This window comes from Armatimonadota bacterium, assembly GCA_013359125.1.
Lineage (GTDB): Bacteria > Armatimonadota > Fimbriimonadia > Fimbriimonadales > GBS-DC > JABWCR01.
Window position 1 is genome coordinate 20,354 of record JABWCR010000003.1, and the last position, 18,718, is coordinate 39,071.

Sequence of the window (18,718 nt, forward strand, 5' to 3'; positions counted from 1 at the left end):
TCACATCTCCTTATGGCTGGGAGAGCCCGCCTTACCGGTGGCTCCTGCCAAAAACTTGTAGGCCGCGGCAAACAGTCCAAGGCCCAAACAGACAATGAACAGCAAGACCAGCCATTCGTGCAAAGTCGGAATGTATGTAAAGGTCAGCCGGTGGTCCCTAAACGAGTTTTGCAGCCCCTCGATCTCGGGCGTAACCAGAGCAGGAATGACGATGTTGAGCCGAACGGCCATGAACATCACCGCTACCAAAAGCCCTGCAAGGCCGTGCAATGCCATGCTCTTCGACCGCGCGAGCGCCCACAACGGAACGAGTGTTCCTAAGGCCAGATGAACGATCCAAAAGACCCACCAAAACGGTCCGAACAGAATCAGCTTCAACGTGCCCACGTCGTGCCCGATGCCGTACCAAAGCGGTATAGAAAACTCCGCCCACTCCAAGACCACGTCCAGCAACAGCAAACCTATCAATAACCTGACCAGGAACCCTGCGGTCTCTTCGAGCGCTCTTGCGGGCAGAGGCTTTAAGAGCGCCGTTATCGCCAAGAGCAGCGCCGTGCCCGAGACCAATGCCCCGGTCAGGAACAGAATTGGAAACAGCCCGCTGTGCCAAAGCGGGCGAGCCGAAACTGTGCCGAACAGCGCGCCTACGCCACCGCTGAAGGCAATGGCGAGGGGAATGCCGACGATTGCCAGTTTTCTCACCGCATGATCGCTGTTAGAACGAAACGTCATCAAATAGAGCTGTACAACGATCAAGATCGCGTAAGCTGCGTATAGCCAGATCATCCAGGTCATCATAGAGCCAAAATTGGGGCGAGTAAACACCGCATAGGCTCGAAATAGATGCCCTAAGTCTAGGCCGATCGCGAAGAGGCCGCAGACGAGAGCGATCAATGCTGTGACTAGCCCTATTCGAGCAATTCGCTTAATTGGCTCGACGCGAAAGGCTATTCCAAACGAGCAGACCAAGAACGCTCCGGCCGAAATGCCGACCAGCCAAATGTAGGCGCTGACCCACAACCCCCAGGGAACGTAACTGCCGTAGCCGGCCAATCGATGGCCGAACGCAAACCTCTGAAACATTCCAATGCTGCCCAGAGCGAATAAAGCAAGCCAAATCGCCCAAGCCCAGCCCGGAAGCCTTGGCGCTCTGGGTCCCAATGTAGTCGTCGCATTCATGGCGCTTCTCCTTCTAACTCAAGTAGTAAACTCTCGGTTCGGTGCCTAGCTCTTCCTTCAATCTCGAAGCGTTTGGAAGCGCGATCAGTTTGGACACTAAGCTTTGAGGATCGTTTGCATCGCCAAAGAACGTCGCTCGCCCGATGCAGCTGCTGACGCACATCGGCAGCATGCCGCGGCTTACACGGTGCGTGCAGAAGTGGCACTTTCGAGCATTGCCCACAGGGGACCGGTCATGCTCGCGCTTCCATTCCACGCCGTACTCGTAGCTCGGCGCCTCCTCATAGTCCGCCTTTGCGGGCGTCCCATCGGAGTAGTTCTCTCCGTAATCAAAGGTGCGCGCGCCGTAAGGGCAGGCCGTCAAGCAGTAGCGACATCCAATGCACTTATCGTAATCGATGTGGACGATCCCGTCCTTTCCCTTCCAGGTTGCGTGAACCGGGCAGACTGGCACGCAAGGAGGCTTGTCGCACTGCATACAGGGGCGAGGCACAAACCGTCGACCGACGTTGGGATACTCGCCAAACTCCTCCTCGATAACCGGTCGATAAACAACGCCGGGCGGAAGCTTGTTTTCTGCAATGCAGGCTATCGTGCATGCATGGCAACCGACGCACTTTCGAAGGTCGATCGCCATCGCCCAACGTCGCTCGGCCTCCGGCTTGGCCAACGCCCTCTTTAGATCGCGAAGCATTCGGATGAGAACATCCTCGCCGGCTGTTTCATCGGGCAACTCCGGCAACTTGACGTAGTTCTGTCTCTCGCCCTTTAGTGCCTGCGCGATGGCTTGTGGCAGAATCAGCGACGCAAAAACCGCACTGCCAAACTTGATCGCTGTGCGCCGGTCGATGGTGGGCGCTATTTGCAACAACTCTTGATCGCTCATCGTTTTCTCCCTCTCATCTCCGCAGCCAAATCTGCAACGGACTTGTTAGCCAGCGCCTGGCGCACGCTCTCTTTCATCGCCTGCCATGTCTCATGCAGAGCGCACGGATCTTCGGCGTTGCACAGTCGGTGGCTGTCCAAGAAACAGTAGGGTTTGTCGAATTCGCCGCCGTAGGCCTCGATCACATCTAACACGGAGATCAGGCTGGCTGGACGGGCCAGCGAATAGCCCTGATCCTTTCCTCGCTTGACCAACAGCAGATTGTGATTGGCCAGAAGACTGAGAATGTTGGCCGTGAACTTTTTGGGAATGTCGGCTTCTGCGGCAATCTGGGCGGAGGTACAGACCTCGCCCTCCTTTAACGTCGCTAACCGTGCAATTGCGGCGAGCGCGTATTGGCTTCCTCTTGATATCTTCAGCAGGCCTGACATTTCCATATTCTCCAGTTTTTCAGTGGAGATAGTGGAGAATACCACATTTTGTCGGATTTTGTCAAGAGCGTCGGAATCTGATTTGCCCCCGGACGGAGCGTCTACCCCGTCTTGCCCGGAATGCCGGGCTCGGTCATCTTGATCGCGTCGAACACCTCGGCCAGCTGATCATCGGTCAACAGACCCGATTCTCGGGTTACTTGCACCACGCTTTTCTTTTCGCGCAGCGCCGTCTTGACAATCTCGGCAGCCTTTTGATACCCGACAAAGGCGTTCAGCGCGGTCGCCAGACTGGGGCTTGTCTCGGCATACCAGCGGCATCGTTCTTCGTCGGCCTCGATCCCGCTCACGCACCGATCGACCAGCGCCTGGGACGCATTGCCCAATATTTGGAGAGCGAAAAGGGTGTTGTAAGCCATGACGGGCATCATGACGTTCAGTTCCAACTGTCCCGCCTGCACGGCCAAGTCCACCACCGTCGCACATCCGATGGCTTGAAAGCAGACCATGTTGACCATTTCGGGAATGCTGGGGTTTACCTTTCCGGGCATGATGCTGCTGCCAGGCTGAACCGCAGGCAGCACGATCTCGGCCAGCCCTGTGAGCGGTCCGGACGAAAGCAGACGCAGGTCGTTCATGATCCGACCCAGTTCCATAGCATAGATGCGAAAAGCCGCCGCGACTTGCGCCTGCGCGATGTGGCTCTGCATGGCTTCTCGCATGTCTGTGGCGGGACGAAATGGAATGCCGGTGTACTCGGCCAACAACTGGACTGCGCGAGAGCGATAGTTCGGATGCGTATTCAGACCTGTGCCGACCGCGCTTCCGCCCAGGCCGAGTTCCTCAATCTGTTCGGCTGCTTCCTGCAATCGTGCATGGCACTTTCTGATCGTCGCGGCGTAGGCGGCGAACTCCTGGCCCAAACGTATGGGCACGGCGTCCTGCAAATGGGTGCGGCCTGATTTCAAGACACGGTCAAACGCGCGTCCCTTCTCGTCAAACGCCTCAGCCAGCGCCTTCGCCTTCGGCATCATCTCCCGCAAAGCGAGGCGCGTCGCGATTCGCATGGCGGAGGGAAAGGTGTCGTTGGTCGATTGGCCATAGTTCACATGATCGTTGGGATTGAGGATGGAGTAATCGCCTATCTGCCCGCCCATAATTTCGATCGCTCGGTTGGTCAAGACTTCGTTCACATTCATATGAAACGATGTGCCGGCGCCTTGGTGAAAGATGTCGGTGGGGAACTGATCGCGGAGCTTGCCCGACAGCACATCGTCCGCCGCCTGTGCGATGGCGTCCGCTTGTCGCTTTTCAATTAGACCGAGTTCGCCGTTCGCCACTGCGCAGGCCTTTTTGAGCAACACATACGCCTCGACCATCAATGCGGGTTCGGCAATGCCGCTAATGGGGAAATTCTCTTGGGCTCGGAGGGTTTGCAAGCCCCAATAAGCATCGACGGGAATCGATTTTTCGCCTAGCGAGTCGCGTTCGGTTCTATAACTCATGGATGGCTCCTTAGCGTGCGTTTTTCAATCGCTCGGCAGCGTTTTCGGGCAGCACGTCGGTTATAAACGTGCCCGCGCCCGTTTCGCAACCGGCAAGATATTTTAGCTTATGGGCGTCTCGGCGCAACGGATAGTGGATTATGTGAAAGCGCCAATAGCCATGTTCTTGCCCGTCGGTCGGTCGAGGATATTGCGCCATCATCAGCGGCATCGGATCGGCCCAGAGGGCGTCGTATCGCTGGGCTATGTCGAGCAGAGCGCGACCTAACAAGCGCCGCTCGTCGAGGCTCAAATCCGACAAATCCCTTGCATGGCGCTTGGGCGCCAGCCATGTTTCGTAGGGGAAACGCGCAAACGAAGGCGCCCAGCACCGCCAATGATCGTCCTCGAAGACCGTCGCTCCGTCTTGCATTAGCTCGCGCCACAGGCGGGCGTTCCCCTTTTGCGCCTGCATGGCTTTCTCGATAACTGGCGGAAGATAGGAAAAGGCATAAATCTGTCCGTGCGGATGGGTCAGCGTAACGCCGACCTCTTTGCCCCTGTTCTCGAATATGTAGAGGTACTCCGCGCCGTCCAATGCCCCTAACTCCAAATAGCGATCCAGCCAGACTTCGACCAGCCTTTCGGCGCGATCGGGTTCGAGATCGGCAAACGTCCCGTTATGGCGATCCGTGTAGACCACGACCTCGCAGGCCGATTTGCCCTGAATGGGCGGCAATGATGGGTGCCGGTTGTCGAAGACAACGATGTCGAACTCGGATTGCGCGATTTCCTTACCGCCAGGGCATAATGGGCACTCCGCGTCGTCGGGCAAAAAGGCGCGATCCTGTCGAGCGGGCGCGACCGCAACCCATTCTTGTCGCAACGGGTGCCAGCGTAGCTCGGCCAATCTTTAGTTCAGGCGCGGCTCGGGGGCGCTCGCCTTGGGCTTGTTCCAGGGCATCAGCGACAAGATCATCCCCATAGGACAGATATTGGTCGCTCCGGCAAAGGTCAATCCAGCGCCGACGAATGCGCTCAAACCGATCCATCCGGGATGGACCGAGAGCGAGAGGCCGACTCCGGTCAGAATAAGCAGACCAGCGATCAGTCGGACCTGACGCTCCAGCGCCCATCGAGACTGGGTCGAGCGAACGACGGGCAGTCCTTCGTTCGCCCATGCGGTCGTACCGCCCTCTAGCAGATAGAAGTCGCCCCGATGCGACTTCAGAATCTCGCCGCACATGGCCGCGCGCGTTCCGCTTTGGCACACCAGAACAAGCGGCTCTTCGGGGTGCATGTCGTCCAGACGGCCCTCTACCTGTTCCAATGGCATGTTGACAGCCATAGGCACATGCCCGGATGCATACTCTCCCGGAGATCGGACGTCTATCACTTGAAATTTCTGTCCGCTTTCCAATAATTCTTGCAGTTCCTTCGGCTTCATCAACCCTTGCATTATGTATCTCCTGATGTTATGCGGTATCGGCGGCCATGTCCTCTGCGATCGGTCGGCGCACGATCAGTTTTAGGCCGACAACCGCCTCGACGACCACGCTTTCTCCTACGTCTATGGGTGGGTCTTTGGTTTCCGCCGTCCAAAGAGCGCTTTCGACAAAAACCTGTCCCACCGGATCCAACTTTGCCTTGACGACGGCCGTCTTGCCGATGATCCCCTCTTTGCCGCTCTCTTTCTTGCGTTTTTGCGATCTCCATGCTGCCATGAGCGCGATGGTCATCAGGCCAAAGGTCAGCACGGTCATCACCGCGATCAGCCACATGCTCAATCGAAAAGCGGGCGAATCGGTTCGGAACAGCAGCACCGATCCCATTACAAAGGACGCGATCGCCCCGGCCGTCAACACTCCATGTGTCGCCGCAAACAGATCGATGATCACAAGAGCAAAGGCCAAGAGTATCAAGAGGATGCCCAACACGTTAACCGGCAGCACCGACCACGCATAGAGCGCCAACAGCAACGAGATGACGCCCACGACGCCCGGCAGCGTCGCGCCCGGATTCTGAAGTTCGCCGATCAAGCCATAGAACATCAGCAAAATGAGCACGTAAAAGACGGCCGGGGTTGCAATGAAGATCAGGAACGCCTCTGCCGTCGTCTTGGGGATGTCGATCGGCTGCTTGCCCTTGGTCGAGAGCGCGATCTCTGTGCCCGATGCCAGTTTTACGGTCTTTCCATCGATCTGCCCTAACAGATCTTGCATATCGACGGCGATCAGATCGACGACTTTCTTGCTGGTCGCGTCCTTCTCGTTGAGCACTTTGCTCTCCGAGACCGCCAGCTCGGCCCACTCTTTGTTTCTTCCGCGCTGTTCGGCTATGGATCGCGCAAAGGCAACGGCGTCGTTTGTAACCTTCTTGGCCATCTCGCCTTCAATGTCTTTCCCGTCGCCAGAGACGGGGTGCGCAGCACCGATCCGGGTGCCGGGGGCCATGGCTGCCACGTGCCCTGCCATGGTGATGAAGACTCCTGCCGACCCTGCGCGCGAGCCCGACGGCGACACATAGACGACGACCGGAATGGGGCTGTTGAGGAAGAGTTGGACGACGCGCTTCATGGCCTCCATCTCGCCGCCCGGAGTGTCCAGCAGCATGATGAAGCACTCAGCGCCCTTCTCGACCGCCTCCGTATGGGCGCGAACGACATAGTCGGCCGTCGCCCGCGTTACGATCTCCTCAAACTTGATCGAATAGACGGGACGCTGAGACCATGCGCTGACGGCGACCAGCCACAACAGCATCCAAACGGCACGTTTCATGGCAAGACTATTGTACCGGTTTCTTAGCCGGCGCCTTCGCAGGCTCGCGTCCTTCTGGGTAAAGGATCATCCGCGTCATCAGATCCTTGCCCGATTTGCCTTTCTTTCGATAGAGCGTCGCTTCGACCGGCGGTATGATTTCGGTAACGGGTGTTTCTTTGCCCTTGATCAAGAACTTGCTCCCGTCGTCATACTCGACCTCGATCTCCGATCCATTCTTAGTAACGAACACCAAGGTGCGCCAACGCTCGTCGATGCTCTTTAGTAGTCCGGCCACGGTCGGAGTGAAGGGCTCTTTTGGTGCTACAGTTGGGATTGCGGGAGCCATTGCAGCCTCGGCGCCGCTTGGGGGATAGAGGATGACCTTGGCCGCGATCTCGCCTTTTTTCTCAATGCTCGCTTCGACGGGAACGGCGACGTCTTTGGGCTGGATCGTCTTGCCGGAAAGCAGAAACAGCGTCGATTGGTCGAAGGCGATCAAAGCGTCGGCCTTTCCTGCCAGCGCGAAGCGCAGCCTTTTGCCCGTTTGATCGACGCCTTTCAACAGCCCTCGCTCGGCGGTCGGCTTTGCGACGGCTGCTGCTTGCGCCGCATCGCTAACCTTGAGCAGCGTGGTTTCCAAATTGCTCAGCAATCGGGGCGAAACGTGCACCAAATCGCCCTTCTCAAACTCCTCCATGGTCGCAGGCTTGCCCTGCTTGGTGATCGCGGTCTTGTCGCTAATTCGATAGGTGAACTTGGCGCCGTCGGGGAACTTCACTTCGACCGTCTCGTCTTCGATCGATTCTAAAGTCGCTTTGTGCTCGCCTCGTCGAATCGCGTCCAGCCACTTTGCGGTCTCCAGATCGGCCATCTCGCGGATGTGATCCCCTGCGTTCGTGCGCACGCTCATGCGCACTCGCACCGTCTTGCCGACCTGCTTTTTGAAATCCTCTTGAGTAACGGGCTTCTTGTCCGCCCAAAGCTTCGCGCTCTTTCCCAAGGGCACGGTCTGCTCTGCGCCGCCTCGCTTCTGAACAACTGCCTCGCTCTCTTTCGGGTCCAGCTTGATCAGCTTCGCGTCAAAAATCTCGGTATCGGCCAGTGCGACGCCTGATAGAAGCAGCAGACCAATCGCCGCTCGGATCATCCGTGATCACCGCCTTACGTTGACAAGGATTTCGCGAATCTTCTCGCAGATCGAGATGGCTTGGTCGTAGGGCCGCTGCCAGATGTTGCGGCCAAAGATCAACCCGGTGGCGCCCGCCTCCATCGTCAGCTGGATCTTGCGCAATACGGCCTCGTCCTCGCCCTTCTCGCCGCCCGAAAGGATGACAAGGGTCTTAAACGCCGACGCGACGACGCGACGGATCATCGCGTCGTCGCTCTCTTCCAATTCGTTGTAGGGTTTGGGGTGATTGGCCCGCTTCTCTGGCGGAGGCAGCTTAGGAAAGTTCACTTTTACTACGTCTGCACCCAATTCCGCAGCCGTCCGAGCCGCATAATCGATCGCCCACAGCGAATCGCGACCGCCCCTTGCCTCCACAGCGTCGCCTCGCGGATAGGCCCAAACCACCACCGGCATCCCATACCGCTCGGCCTCGGATCGAACCTCCATGAACTGATGAAAGTCTTCATCCTGGCGCGAAGAACCCACATACAGCGTGTAGCCCACCGCGTCGGCGCCCAGTCGAACCGCCTCCTCAACCCTTGAATTGAGCGGCGACAGCGGATGCGCGTCGGAGGGGACTTCCGTCTTGCCGTTCAGTTTCAGAATCAAAGGCACCTCGCCCGCAAACCGTCCGATGAACTTTTCCGATGTGCCGTATTGGAAAGCGACCGCGGAGAAACCGGCATCCTTGGCCAGGCTCAATATATAAGCCGGATCGGCCGACACCGGATTGGGGAAGAAGTCTCTTGGCCCGTGCTCTAGTCCCTGATCGTACGGCAGCACCATCAGCGTTCCATGGCCCGGGCCGTACTTATAGAGCAATCGATGCAATCGTGCGCGCTTGCCCGCGCTCAAGTGATCCATATCCGCCAAAGTCAGCGCCTTAACAGCCATATCCGTGCCCTCCGCCTGCCAAAAAGTTTAGCGAATTATACCTGCGACAGGTAGGAAGCGCTCGTCGCCGCGTCGAAACATCGCCCCATGAGTCAAGACGCGATCGATGCCCTTTTGCAAGAAGAGCGGGCCTTTTCGCCCTCGGCAGAATTTGTTGCCCAAGCCAATGCGAACGACCCCGCGATCTATGACCGCACGGCAGGCGACTATGAAGCATTTTGGGCGGAGCAGGCCAAGCGGTTGGAATGGATCGAGCCCTGGCGCGCCGTGCTGGAATGGTCGCCTCCCAACGCCAAGTGGTTTCTTGGAGGCAAGCTGAACGCCTCGGCCAACTGCTTAGATCGTCATGTAAAAACTTGGCGCAGAAACAAGGCCGCCCTGATTTGGGAGGGCGAGCCGGGCGACGAGCGCGTATTGACCTATGCCGACCTGTATCGGGAGACCTGCAAGTTCGCCAACGTGCTCAAATCGCTTGGCGTCAAAAAGGGCGATCGCGTCTGCATCTATATGGGGCTGGTGCCCGAAGTGGTGGTCGCCATGCTCGCCTGCGCCCGCATCGGCGCGCCCCACTCGGTCGTCTTTGGCGGCTTCAGCGCCGAAAGCCTGGTCGATCGCATCAATGACGCGGAGTCCAACGTGCTGATTACCGCGGACGGCGGATGGCGCAGAGGCTCGATCGTTCCGCTAAAGAAGAACGCCGACGAGGCTCTGGCCAGGTGCCCCACGATAAAACATTGCGTCGTACTGAAGCGCATCGGCGATGAGATTCCGGTCCACATGGAGCCGAACCGGGACGTTTGGTGGCACGAAGCGATGCAGGATGCCAGCCGCGATTGCGAGCCGGAACCGATGGACTCGGAGGACCTGCTCTACCTGCTCTACACCTCCGGCTCCACAGGCAAGCCCAAGGGCATCATGCACACTACGGGCGGCTACATGACCGGCGTAACGGCCACCTCGCACTATGTGTTCGACCTGAAGGAAGAAGACGTGTTTTGGTGCACGGCGGACGTCGGCTGGGTAACCGGGCATAGCTATATCGTCTACGGCCCGCTCTCCAACGGCGCTTCTTGCATCATCTACGAGGGCGCGCCCGACTATCCCGACCGCGACCGATTTTGGCAAATGGTCGCCAAGTATCGGCCGACCGTGTTTTACACCGCCCCCACCGCCATCCGAGCCTTTATGAAATGGGGCGACCACTACCCGGCCAAGCACGACCTTTCATCGCTGCGACTGCTGGGCACGGTCGGCGAGCCGATAAACCCGGAAGCCTGGATGTGGTACCACAAGCACATCGGGCGCGAGCGGTGTCCCATCGTCGATACTTGGTGGCAGACCGAAACCGGCTCGATCTTGATAACGCCGCTGCCAGGACTGGTCGCCACCAAGCCAGGATCGGCCACCAAGGCCTTCCCCGGCATCTTTCCTCAAGTCTTGGACGCCGAAGGCAATCCCGTTCCGCCCGGCAAGGGCGGCTACCTGGCGCTCACCAAGCCTTGGCCCTCAATGCTACGGGGCATCTATGGCGATCCAGAGCGGTTTAGGGAAGTCTACTGGTCCAAGTATCCGGGCATCTACTTTACCGGGGACGGCGCTCGCCAAGACGAGGACGGCTATTTTTGGCTGATGGGTCGCGTGGACGACGTGATCAACGTCTCCGGCCATCGCCTTTCCACCATGGAGGTCGAGAGCGCATTGGTCGATCATCCCGCCGTAGCCGAAGCGGCCGCGATCGGGAAGAACCACGAGATGAAGGGACAGGCCGTCGCCGTATTCGTAACCATACGCGAAGGGTTCGAGATGACCGACGCGCTGAAGGACGACCTAAAGGCGCACGTCGTTATGAAAATCGGCGCGCTGGCCCGGCCGGACGACGTGATCTTTAGCGCCGATCTGCCCAAAACGCGCAGCGGCAAGATCATGCGGCGTCTGCTTCGAGACGTAGCCGAGGGACGCGCCTTAGGCGATACGACGACTCTGGCCGACCCGACCGTCGTCGCCGCCCTTAAAGAAAAGTACGAAGGGCAAGAGGATTAGGCGGGGATTCTGGACAGTCGCCGGCGAGCAAGCACGGCCAAGGACGCGGGCTCCGGCACGACATAGGTCCACATGACCGCTTCCGCGCGGCCGCCGAAGCGCGAGTTGTAGGCCGTGCCGTTCCATAAAACCGCCTTGCGCGTCGGCCAAAAGGCCCAGCCGACCTGATAGTCGCCGAACAGGTCGTTGATCTGCGATTCGCGGGCTCCCGCCGGGTGCAGATCGACGAAGCTTTCGGCCGTGCCGTACCAGAGCGCGGCATGGCTGCGCGCGCCTGCGCCGGTTATCATACTCGCCCAGCCGCCCTGCCGGCCGCTGTGGGCGCTCAGCGCGACGGACGAACTGGCGCCGGCCGGATGGATGAGTTGAAAACTGCTCGCGCTGCCGCGCCAAATGCAGGCCTTGTTGTCGGCATGTCCCGCTTGAATCTCGCCGTCCGTACCATAAGCGTCGGAATGGAACCAATCGCCGAAAGGATGCTATCGCACGAAGCTCGACGCAGAACCGCGCCAGAGCGCCGCACGATTGTTCAAGAGATCGTTCGGGTCGCCGTATCGGACGGTTCCCGCCTGCTGCCCTCCGCCGACGCCGTAAGCGGCCGAAAACGTCGCGTTAGGCTGATGGAGATCTGTAAACGCAACTGAGTTGCCGTTGTCGTTCAATGTCCACAACGCGGCATGGCTAACATCCGAGATTCGCACATTGCCGACGACGTTCCTCCCACGCATATGGAGTACGCGCCCAGAGGACGCATTCGGCGGCGCTAGGATAATCGTCGAACCGGACGGAGCGAGCAAACCCGGCATAGTGGCACCGCCATCGTTGATCGACGCCCCCGCAAACCCTGAACCTGTGCCATGGCCCCAGGTCTGAACCGCCGAGTCGGGATGCAGGCTGATCGCCCGCCACTGGGCAACAGCTGAAGGGCCTGCAAGAAAGGCGCAGCCAAACACGAACACAATCGCCCAGATTCGGTTCCAGCTAGACATGCACACATTGTGCCGCAGCACCAACCGAACCACCATCGACGCCAACGGCGAAACGTACACGGTTACCTTCGCTACCAACGCCGGCATGACGACGCGCATCGAGAACTTCGTTATCACAGGGGCGACTGCAAGCGGCATCCAGATCATCGGAAACTCGACCCATCAGCCGACGCCGATCGTCGCAGGCTGCATCATTGAACAAAATCAAGCGACCTTAGGCGGCGGTATCTACGTTGAATATGCCAGTCCAACGATTACTGGGAACCGCATCCTGAACAACACGGCCAGCGGCGCGGGCGGAGGCATCTACGCGATCGGGGCGAGCAATGGCAGCGAGCCGGTGATCGCCGACAATCTCATCGAAGGCAATGTCGCCGGCGGCACCGGAGGAGGCGGCGGAATCTACTCCTTCCAGACCAACCCGTCCATTCTCAACAACACTTTTATTCGCAACTCTGGGGCTACTAAAGGCGGCGCTATCAAGTTGAAGTTGGCAGACCCCGCAACGCTGATCAACAACATTGTGGCTTGGAGCGAGACTCACAACGGCATCTTCGTCGAGGACGACTGCGACAATGTCGAGATTGGCTACACATGCTTCCACGACAACGGCGTCAACATCGAGGAACAGCAGGCTGGCGATGTGACCGAACACCATACTCTTCAGGGCGATCCCGATCCCCTGATCGTCTGTGGATTTCATCTCGCCGACGGTTCGCCGTGCCGCGATGCAGGCGACAACGGCGCGTTCGTCAGCGGCGACAAAGACATCGACGGCCACGATCGGATCATCAACGACGTCATCGATATCGGCGCGGATGAGTATGTCGCCGACGTGGACGGCGATGGTTGCGTCGACGACACCGATCTGGCGATGGTGTTGACCGCGTTCGGCTTTGGCTGTTGATCAACTGCTGAGTCCGGGCCGTAGTCTGGCCCGGACTGCCTTCAGGAGACTGACAAAAACGGCCAGGCCCGGCGCTATAATCTCATCAAGCCCAGGAGGGACATCGCCATGCCGCGTAGAGCGACCGACTCTGAACTGCTGACCAAGTTAGGCTACAAGCCGGACGATAAGCTCCTGGTTCTTCATGCGGATGACCTGGGTATGTGCCGCTCGGTCAATGCCGCCTCCATCGCCGCGCTCACCAAAGGCATCGTTTCCAGCGCGAGCGTGATGGTTCCGTGCCCCTGGTTTCCCGCCATGGCCGCCTGGGCAAAGACCAATCCTGATGCCGATTTGGGGCTGCACCTGACTCTGACCAGCGAATGGCAGCATTATCGATGGCGGCCCGTCGCCTCGATCGACAAGGTGAAAGGCCTGCTGGATCAGGACGGTTTCATGCATCGCAAAGTGGAGGACGTCGTCAAGCGCGCCTCGCCGCAAGAGGTCGAGATCGAGGTGAGAGCGCAGATCGAGCGCGCGCTTCACTTTGGCATGAAGCCGACGCACCTCGACTCACACATGGGTACGCTCTTTGCCGATCCGCGCTTCTTCGAGGTCTATGTCAAATTGGGGCGCGAATATCGGATCATGCCGATGCTGATGGAGGACACGCCCGAAACCTTGCTGATGGCCGCCGCGCTGGGTATCGATTACAAACCGATCCACAAGAGGCTGAAGGAGCAGAAGTTCGTGATGATAGACCGATTGCACACGGGCGAGAACGGAGCGGACGAAGCCGACCGCAAGCGCAAGTTCGACGCCTATTTGGCCGCGCTCAAGCCGGGCGTGAGCGAGATCATCGTGCACCTGAGCGGGGACGAAGCGGAGATTCGAGAAATCACGGGCAATTGGCGCAATCGTTTTATTGAAGGCCGGGTCTGCGTCGACCCCGAAATGCGCCAGATGATCGACCGGCACGGGGTGAAGCTGATCGGATATCGCGAGCTGGCGCGAGCGTGGGCGGTATGAGCCGCTGGCTGAAGGGCAATACCCACACGCATACGACCGAGAGCGACGGCGACAGCCCGTTGGAGGCCGTCGCCGGATGGTACGAAGATCACGGATACGACTTTCTGGTCATCACCGATCACAATCGCGTAACGGACGTGAGCGGCTATTCGGGGCGGCTGACGCTGCTGGCAGGCAATGAGATCAGCCTGAGCGCAGAGGGCAAGCCGGTGCACGTCTGCGGCATCGACACGCCCAATCTGCCGACGCCCCAACCGGGCGAGACGATCGTCGAGACGCTCCAGATCGCCACGGATGCGATCTTAGCCGCGGGCGGCGTGGCGCAGGCCAATCACCCCAACTGGCATTGGGCTTTCGGCGCCAAGGAGCTGACTCAGGTGAAAGGCTGCGCTCTGTTAGAGATTTTCAACGCGAATTGGGACACCAACAACTTTGGCGGGGGCGGCAGCCCATCGACCGACGAGATGTGGGACGAGGCGCTGACGGCGGGGCTGAGAATCTGGGGCGTTGCGAGCGACGACATGCACCACTTGACGGGCGATCCGGCGGATCGGCGGCGCTACTGGCCCGGCTTTGGCTGGGTTTGCGTCGAGGCGGCGGCGAACGAGCCTGCCGAAATTGCCCGGGCGCTGGCGGAAGGCCGATTTTACGCTTCGACCGAGGTCGAACTTCTGGACTATGCGGTCGACGCGGACGAGATTCGGCTGGAGATCGCGCCGATAGCCGACTTCAAGTACGACACTTGTTTTATCGGCAGTAGCGGCAGAACGTTGGCGGTAGTTCCCGGCTTGTCGCCGGCCTATCGGATGCGCGGAGACGAGGGCTATGTCCGCGCTAGGGTCGTATCTTCCAACCACGGCTTCGCCTGGACCCAGCCGGTTTTCTTAGAGTAGATTCGTACTCGGTTTTGTGCTACATTTTGAAAAAATCCCGTTCGTGAGGGACGATTTAGGCTCGCGGGGACGCTCGCCCTCCCGTTTGGTGGCTTTGGCTCGCGGGGACGCTCGCCCTCCCGTTTGGTGGCTTTGGCTCGCGGGGACGCTCGCCCTCCCGTTTGGCGGCTTCGGCTCGCGGGGACGCTCGCCCTCCCGTTTGGCGGCTTCGGCTCGCGGGGACGCTCGCCCTCCTCGCCCTCCCTTTGGTCTCAGTGGAAGTTGAACGGGAATCTCTCGATTTGTAGCACAACTTTGAGTACGAATCAGCCCAAGGCGCGCCATTCGGAGGCGCCTGGCCACAACAAATCCGCCTCTTCGGGACCATCCGAGCCTGGCGCGTACAAGGGAACAGGGCGTGCGTCCGACGCCCAAGCCCGCAAGATCGGATCCAATGCCTGCCAGGCCTGCTCCACCTCGTCAAAGCGCAAAAAGTGAGTTCGATCCCCTTCTATCGCGTCCATGATCAGATTTTCGTACGCTCCCGCGCTCGTCTCGGTGCCGTTCCGATAGGGCGCAGTCAGCGCAACGGTTCGTGGCCGCATCTCTAGCCCGACCGCTTTCGCCTGAGCCTCCAGGATCATCTGCTCCTTAGGCTTTAGCTCAAAGAGCAGTCGGTTCGGCTCCAGCCGTTGCAGCGGCGTCTCCCGAAACAGTCGCATCGGCGGCGCCTTAAACTTGATCGCGATCTCTGTGCGGTCGGCCGACAGTCGCTTGCCCGTGCGCAGATAGAAAGGCACTCCGCTCCACCGCCAATTGTCGACATACAGCCTCACCGCCGCATAGGTCTCCGTTCGGCTGTCCGGCGCCACGCCCTCCTCCTGCAGATAGCCCTCGTACTGACCCCTGGTCGCGCACGCCGAGGACTCCTCTGGCGACACCAGGCGCAACGATTTGAGCGCCTTGACCTTTTCTGTCCTCAAATCGTCCTGAAAGAGCGATGCCGGCGGCTCCATGGCGGTCAGCGCCAGCAGTTGCATCATGTGGTTCTGCATCATGTCGCGCAGCGCGCCGCTCTCGTCGTAATAGCCTGCCCGACCCTCCATGCCGCTCGCCTCAGCCGCGGTGATCTGCACGTGGTCGATATAGTTGCGGTTCCAAATAGGCTCAAAGAGCGCGTTGGCGAACCGGAAGACCAGGATGTTCTGCACCGTCTCCTTGCCCAGATAGTGATCGATGCGGTAAATCTGCGACTCGCGCCAATGCTCGCTGACTTGGCGATTGAGCGTCTGCGCCGAGGCCAGGTCGTTGCCAAACGGCTTCTCGACCACCAACCGCCTATAGCCGAGCGTCTCGTCGTGCAGTTCGCAATCGGCCAACAGCTGAGCCGCTTGTCCAAACAGACCCGGAGGCAGCGCCAGATAGAAGAGCGCGCTGCCCTGTATGCGCTCGGCCAGCGAGCAGACGCCCTCCATCTCTAATCCGCCCTGCACATATTCGGGAAAGCGCCGAGCAAACTCGCCATCTTCCGACTCGATTTCGGCCAAATACTCCCCAATCGTAAAGGGCTTGCGACCATAGGGCAAGATGCTCAGATCTTCAGGCAGCCGACCGTGCTCGTGCAAACGGTGCAAAGCGGGAATCAGCAATCGCCGAGCCAGATCGCCCGTCGCGCCAAAAATTACCAGCGTCTGGCTCAATCGTCCGACCGCCTGACCGCATGGCCGCCGAACGCATTGCGCAGCTGCGCCAAAAGCCGATATTGGTAACCGTCCGAATCTTGACTCCGAAACCGCTCGTGCAGCGCGATGGTCAGCACCGGCGCCGGCACGCCCAGCTCCACTGCCTCGTTCACAGTCCATCGTCCTTCGCCCGAATCGGCCACAAACGGGATGACCCCTTCCAACTCCTGGTCATCGGCCAAAAATCCAGCGATCAAATCCAGCAGCCAACTTCGGACGACCGTGCCGTGCCTCCAGGCTTCTGCGACGGCTGCCAGATCGATGCCGAACTCCTCCTTCTGCCGCATCAGGTCGAAGCCTTCGGCAAACGCCTGCATCATCCCATATTCGATGCCGTTGTGGATCATCTTGACGTAGTGCCCTGCGCCGACCGGCCCGGCATGAACCCAGCCCTTTTCGGGATGGGGCGCAAGGTCTCGAATTATGGGCGTCAAGATGCGCACGGTCGCCTCGTCCCCGCCGATCATCAGCCCGTAACCGTTTTCCAAGCCCCAAACGCCGCCGCTGACGCCCACATCCACATAGCGAATGCCGTGCTGCGACAAACGACGGCCATACTCCACAGAATCCTTGTAATTGCTGTTGGCGCCGTTGACCACGATATCGCTCGATCGAAGCAGAGGAATCAGCGCGTCGATCGTGTCGCTGGTCGGCGCCCCAGCCGGCAGCATCAGCCACATAATGCGTTGGGGAGCGGCCAACTCGGCGGCCTCGCTCAGCGAATAGGCTGCCGCGCAACCCGCGGCGGCCATTTCGTCCACTGCCTCTCGAGTGCGCGCGTGCGCTATCACCTCGTGCCCCGCCGCTGCCAAGCGTCTCGCCATGTTTCCGCCCATTCGCCCCAGTCCGATCATCGCTAGCTTCATCTTTCGCCTCCCTCAGAAGTATAGCCGCACAGGAAGGCCGCCCAATCTGTCGAACCCTTAGCGCGATGAGACGAGCGACCGACAAGCCCTCTCGAATGTGGGGAGGGCGATTTCAAAAGCCGCCTTCTCCAGAGGCCGAAGCCTTCTCTCGATCGATCGAGATCGATGCGAGAATGTGGCGACAGGACGTTTGGGGAAGCATCGCCCATGCCCGGATGCTGGCCTCTTGCAACATTCTGACGCCTCAAGAGGCCGAACAGATCGTGCAAGGATTGCTGGAGCTGGGACAGGAGATCGAATCTGGCGCCTTGCAGTTGGATCCTGGCGCAGAGGACATCCACACCTTCATCGAGGCGTCGCTGCACAACAAGATCGGCCCGGTGGCGGGGAAGCTCCATACCGCGCGAAGCCGCAACGATCAGGTCGCCACCGATTCCCGCCTTTGGGTCAAGGACGCGATCCGCCTTATCCTGCTCCACCTTCACTACCTGCAAGAGATTATCGTCTCGACTGCCTCCAAGCACACCAAGACGCTCATGCCGGGATTGACCCATCAGCAGCACGCGCAGCCGGTCAGCCTGGCGCATCATCTGATGGCCTATTTCTGGATGTTCGAGCGCGACTTCGAACGGTTGTGGGACTGCCAAAAGCGCATGGATTATTCGCCGCTGGGTTCGGGCGCCTTGGCCGGCACTTCGTTCGCTATCAATCGCCGCTTTACCGCCGAAGAATTGGGCTTTTCGGGCGTAGTAGAGAACAGCATGGACGCCGTTTCGGATCGCGACTTTGCGGCGGAGTTTATCTTCGCCTGCTCCCTGATGATGGTGCATCTCTCCCGCCTTTCGCAGGAGCTGATCAGCTGGAGCTCGCCCGAATTTGGCTACGTAACGTTGGACGACGCCTTTACCACCGGTAGCAGCATCATGCCCCAAAAGAAGAACCCCGACATCGCCGAGTTGATTCGCGGTCGCAGCGCGCTGGCGATCGGCAACACGGCCGGCATCCTGAGCCTGCTGAAAGGCCTGATGCTGACCTACAACCGCGATCTGCAGGACGACAAGCCGTTGCTGTTTGGCACCTTCGACATCGCTCTGCCTTCTCTTGATTTGATGGCAGCGATGATCAGCACGGCCGAATGGAACGTCAAAGCGATGCGGGCGGCCTCCAGGGGCGACTTTTCGACCGCGACCGAACTGGCCGACTACCTTGTACAAAAGGGCGAGACGTTTCGAGAGGCGCATCGGATCGTCGGAGAGATCGTGCTGCATTGCATCAGCGAGCGGCAGCCGTTAGAGAAAATGACGCTTCCGCAGTTGCGGAAGCGTTCTAAGCTGTTTGGCGAGGATGCGCTCGAACTGATTCGGCCCGAAAGAGCGCTGATGGCTCACAATACCGAGGGAGGCCCGTCTCCCAAGCGAGTGCAAGAACAGATTCGCCGCGCGCGCAGAATCTTGCGCCGCCACGAACCGTTTGCCGATTAAGAATCGGGTATA

Annotated in this window: 18 protein-coding genes; 5 read left to right on the forward strand and 13 right to left on the reverse strand. The window is 59.5% G+C overall.

All coding sequences use genetic code 11. The features are described from left to right. From nrfD to HUU60_02265, 9 genes are all read right to left on the reverse strand, one after another. Window positions 1–1,179, reverse strand: a complete 1,179-nt coding sequence (nrfD, locus tag HUU60_02225; protein NUL81523.1) for a polysulfide reductase NrfD — start codon at window positions 1,177–1,179, stop codon at window positions 1–3. A gap of 13 nt (window positions 1,180–1,192) precedes the next feature. Next, a complete protein-coding gene (locus HUU60_02230; GenBank protein ID NUL81524.1) occupies window positions 1,193–2,065 on the reverse strand; it encodes a 4Fe-4S dicluster domain-containing protein in 873 nt (290 codons plus the stop codon). Beyond that, entirely contained in the window at window positions 2,062–2,496 is a 435-nt protein-coding gene (locus HUU60_02235) for an Rrf2 family transcriptional regulator (protein ID NUL81525.1), read from the reverse strand. Before HUU60_02235 ends, HUU60_02230 begins: the two co-directional genes overlap by 4 nt. 101 nt (window positions 2,497–2,597) lie before the next feature. Beyond that, the gene (locus HUU60_02240; GenBank protein NUL81526.1) at window positions 2,598–4,001 is read right to left on the reverse strand and encodes an aspartate ammonia-lyase; all 1,404 of its coding nucleotides are present in this window, start codon (window positions 3,999–4,001) and stop codon (window positions 2,598–2,600) included. Window positions 4,002–4,011: 10 nt separating this feature from the next. Further along, complete coding sequence (gene galT, locus HUU60_02245) at window positions 4,012–4,890, reverse strand: galactose-1-phosphate uridylyltransferase (GenBank protein ID NUL81527.1); 879 nt, start codon at window positions 4,888–4,890, stop codon at window positions 4,012–4,014. A gap of 3 nt (window positions 4,891–4,893) precedes the next feature. After that, window positions 4,894–5,439, reverse strand: a complete 546-nt coding sequence (locus HUU60_02250; GenBank protein NUL81528.1) for a rhodanese-like domain-containing protein — start codon at window positions 5,437–5,439, stop codon at window positions 4,894–4,896. A gap of 16 nt (window positions 5,440–5,455) precedes the next feature. Beyond that, a complete protein-coding gene (locus HUU60_02255; protein NUL81529.1) occupies window positions 5,456–6,757 on the reverse strand; it encodes a nodulation protein NfeD in 1,302 nt (433 codons plus the stop codon). A 7-nt stretch (window positions 6,758–6,764) separates the two neighbouring features. Beyond that, window positions 6,765–7,886, reverse strand: coding sequence for a hypothetical protein (locus HUU60_02260; GenBank protein NUL81530.1), 1,122 nt, complete (start codon window positions 7,884–7,886; stop codon window positions 6,765–6,767). 6 nt (window positions 7,887–7,892) lie between these two features. Further along, on the reverse strand, window positions 7,893–8,801 hold the full coding sequence (locus tag HUU60_02265) for a fructose-bisphosphate aldolase (GenBank protein NUL81531.1): 909 nt from the start codon (window positions 8,799–8,801) through the stop codon (window positions 7,893–7,895). 87 nt (window positions 8,802–8,888) lie between these two features. Here HUU60_02265 and acs point away from each other — a divergent pair, with 87 nt between their 5' ends. Further along, window positions 8,889–10,841 carry an acetate--CoA ligase gene (acs, locus tag HUU60_02270; GenBank protein NUL81532.1) on the forward strand — a complete coding sequence of 651 codons (1,953 nt, stop codon included), beginning with the start codon at window positions 8,889–8,891 and terminating at the stop codon, window positions 10,839–10,841. Here acs and HUU60_02275 read toward each other — a convergent pair. Then, the gene (locus HUU60_02275) at window positions 10,838–11,131 is read right to left on the reverse strand and encodes a hypothetical protein (protein NUL81533.1); all 294 of its coding nucleotides are present in this window, start codon (window positions 11,129–11,131) and stop codon (window positions 10,838–10,840) included. The genes acs and HUU60_02275 overlap by 4 nt on opposite strands. A 189-nt stretch (window positions 11,132–11,320) precedes the next feature. Continuing rightward, window positions 11,321–11,929 carry a hypothetical protein gene (locus tag HUU60_02280; protein NUL81534.1) on the reverse strand — a complete coding sequence of 203 codons (609 nt, stop codon included), beginning with the start codon at window positions 11,927–11,929 and terminating at the stop codon, window positions 11,321–11,323. On the opposite strand from HUU60_02280, the gene HUU60_02285 reads away from it, so the two are divergent. The 3 genes from HUU60_02285 to HUU60_02295 all read left to right on the forward strand — a co-directional run bounded on the left by HUU60_02285 (window position 11,916) and on the right by HUU60_02295 (window position 14,638). Then, window positions 11,916–12,737, forward strand: coding sequence for a hypothetical protein (locus HUU60_02285; protein ID NUL81535.1), 822 nt, complete (start codon window positions 11,916–11,918; stop codon window positions 12,735–12,737). The two genes, HUU60_02280 and HUU60_02285, sit on opposite strands and share 14 nt — an antisense overlap. 108 nt (window positions 12,738–12,845) lie before the next feature. Then, window positions 12,846–13,745 carry a ChbG/HpnK family deacetylase gene (locus HUU60_02290; protein NUL81536.1) on the forward strand — a complete coding sequence of 300 codons (900 nt, stop codon included), beginning with the start codon at window positions 12,846–12,848 and terminating at the stop codon, window positions 13,743–13,745. Beyond that, window positions 13,742–14,638: a CehA/McbA family metallohydrolase gene (locus HUU60_02295; GenBank protein NUL81537.1), complete on the forward strand. Its 897-nt coding sequence runs from the start codon at window positions 13,742–13,744 to the stop codon at window positions 14,636–14,638. The genes HUU60_02290 and HUU60_02295 overlap by 4 nt, the downstream gene beginning before the upstream one ends. Before the next feature lie 305 nt (window positions 14,639–14,943). On the opposite strand, the gene zwf is transcribed toward HUU60_02295, so the two are convergent. Both zwf and gnd read right to left on the reverse strand, forming a co-directional pair. Further along, window positions 14,944–16,317: a glucose-6-phosphate dehydrogenase gene (gene zwf, locus HUU60_02300; GenBank protein ID NUL81538.1), complete on the reverse strand. Its 1,374-nt coding sequence runs from the start codon at window positions 16,315–16,317 to the stop codon at window positions 14,944–14,946. Then, a complete protein-coding gene (gnd, locus tag HUU60_02305; GenBank protein ID NUL81539.1) occupies window positions 16,314–17,225 on the reverse strand; it encodes a decarboxylating 6-phosphogluconate dehydrogenase in 912 nt (303 codons plus the stop codon). The genes zwf and gnd overlap by 4 nt, the downstream gene beginning before the upstream one ends. Before the next feature lie 65 nt (window positions 17,226–17,290). On the opposite strand from gnd, the gene argH reads away from it, so the two are divergent. Then, window positions 17,291–18,706: an argininosuccinate lyase gene (argH, locus tag HUU60_02310; GenBank protein NUL81540.1), complete on the forward strand. Its 1,416-nt coding sequence runs from the start codon at window positions 17,291–17,293 to the stop codon at window positions 18,704–18,706. The last annotated feature ends 12 nt before the right edge of the window (window positions 18,707–18,718 follow it).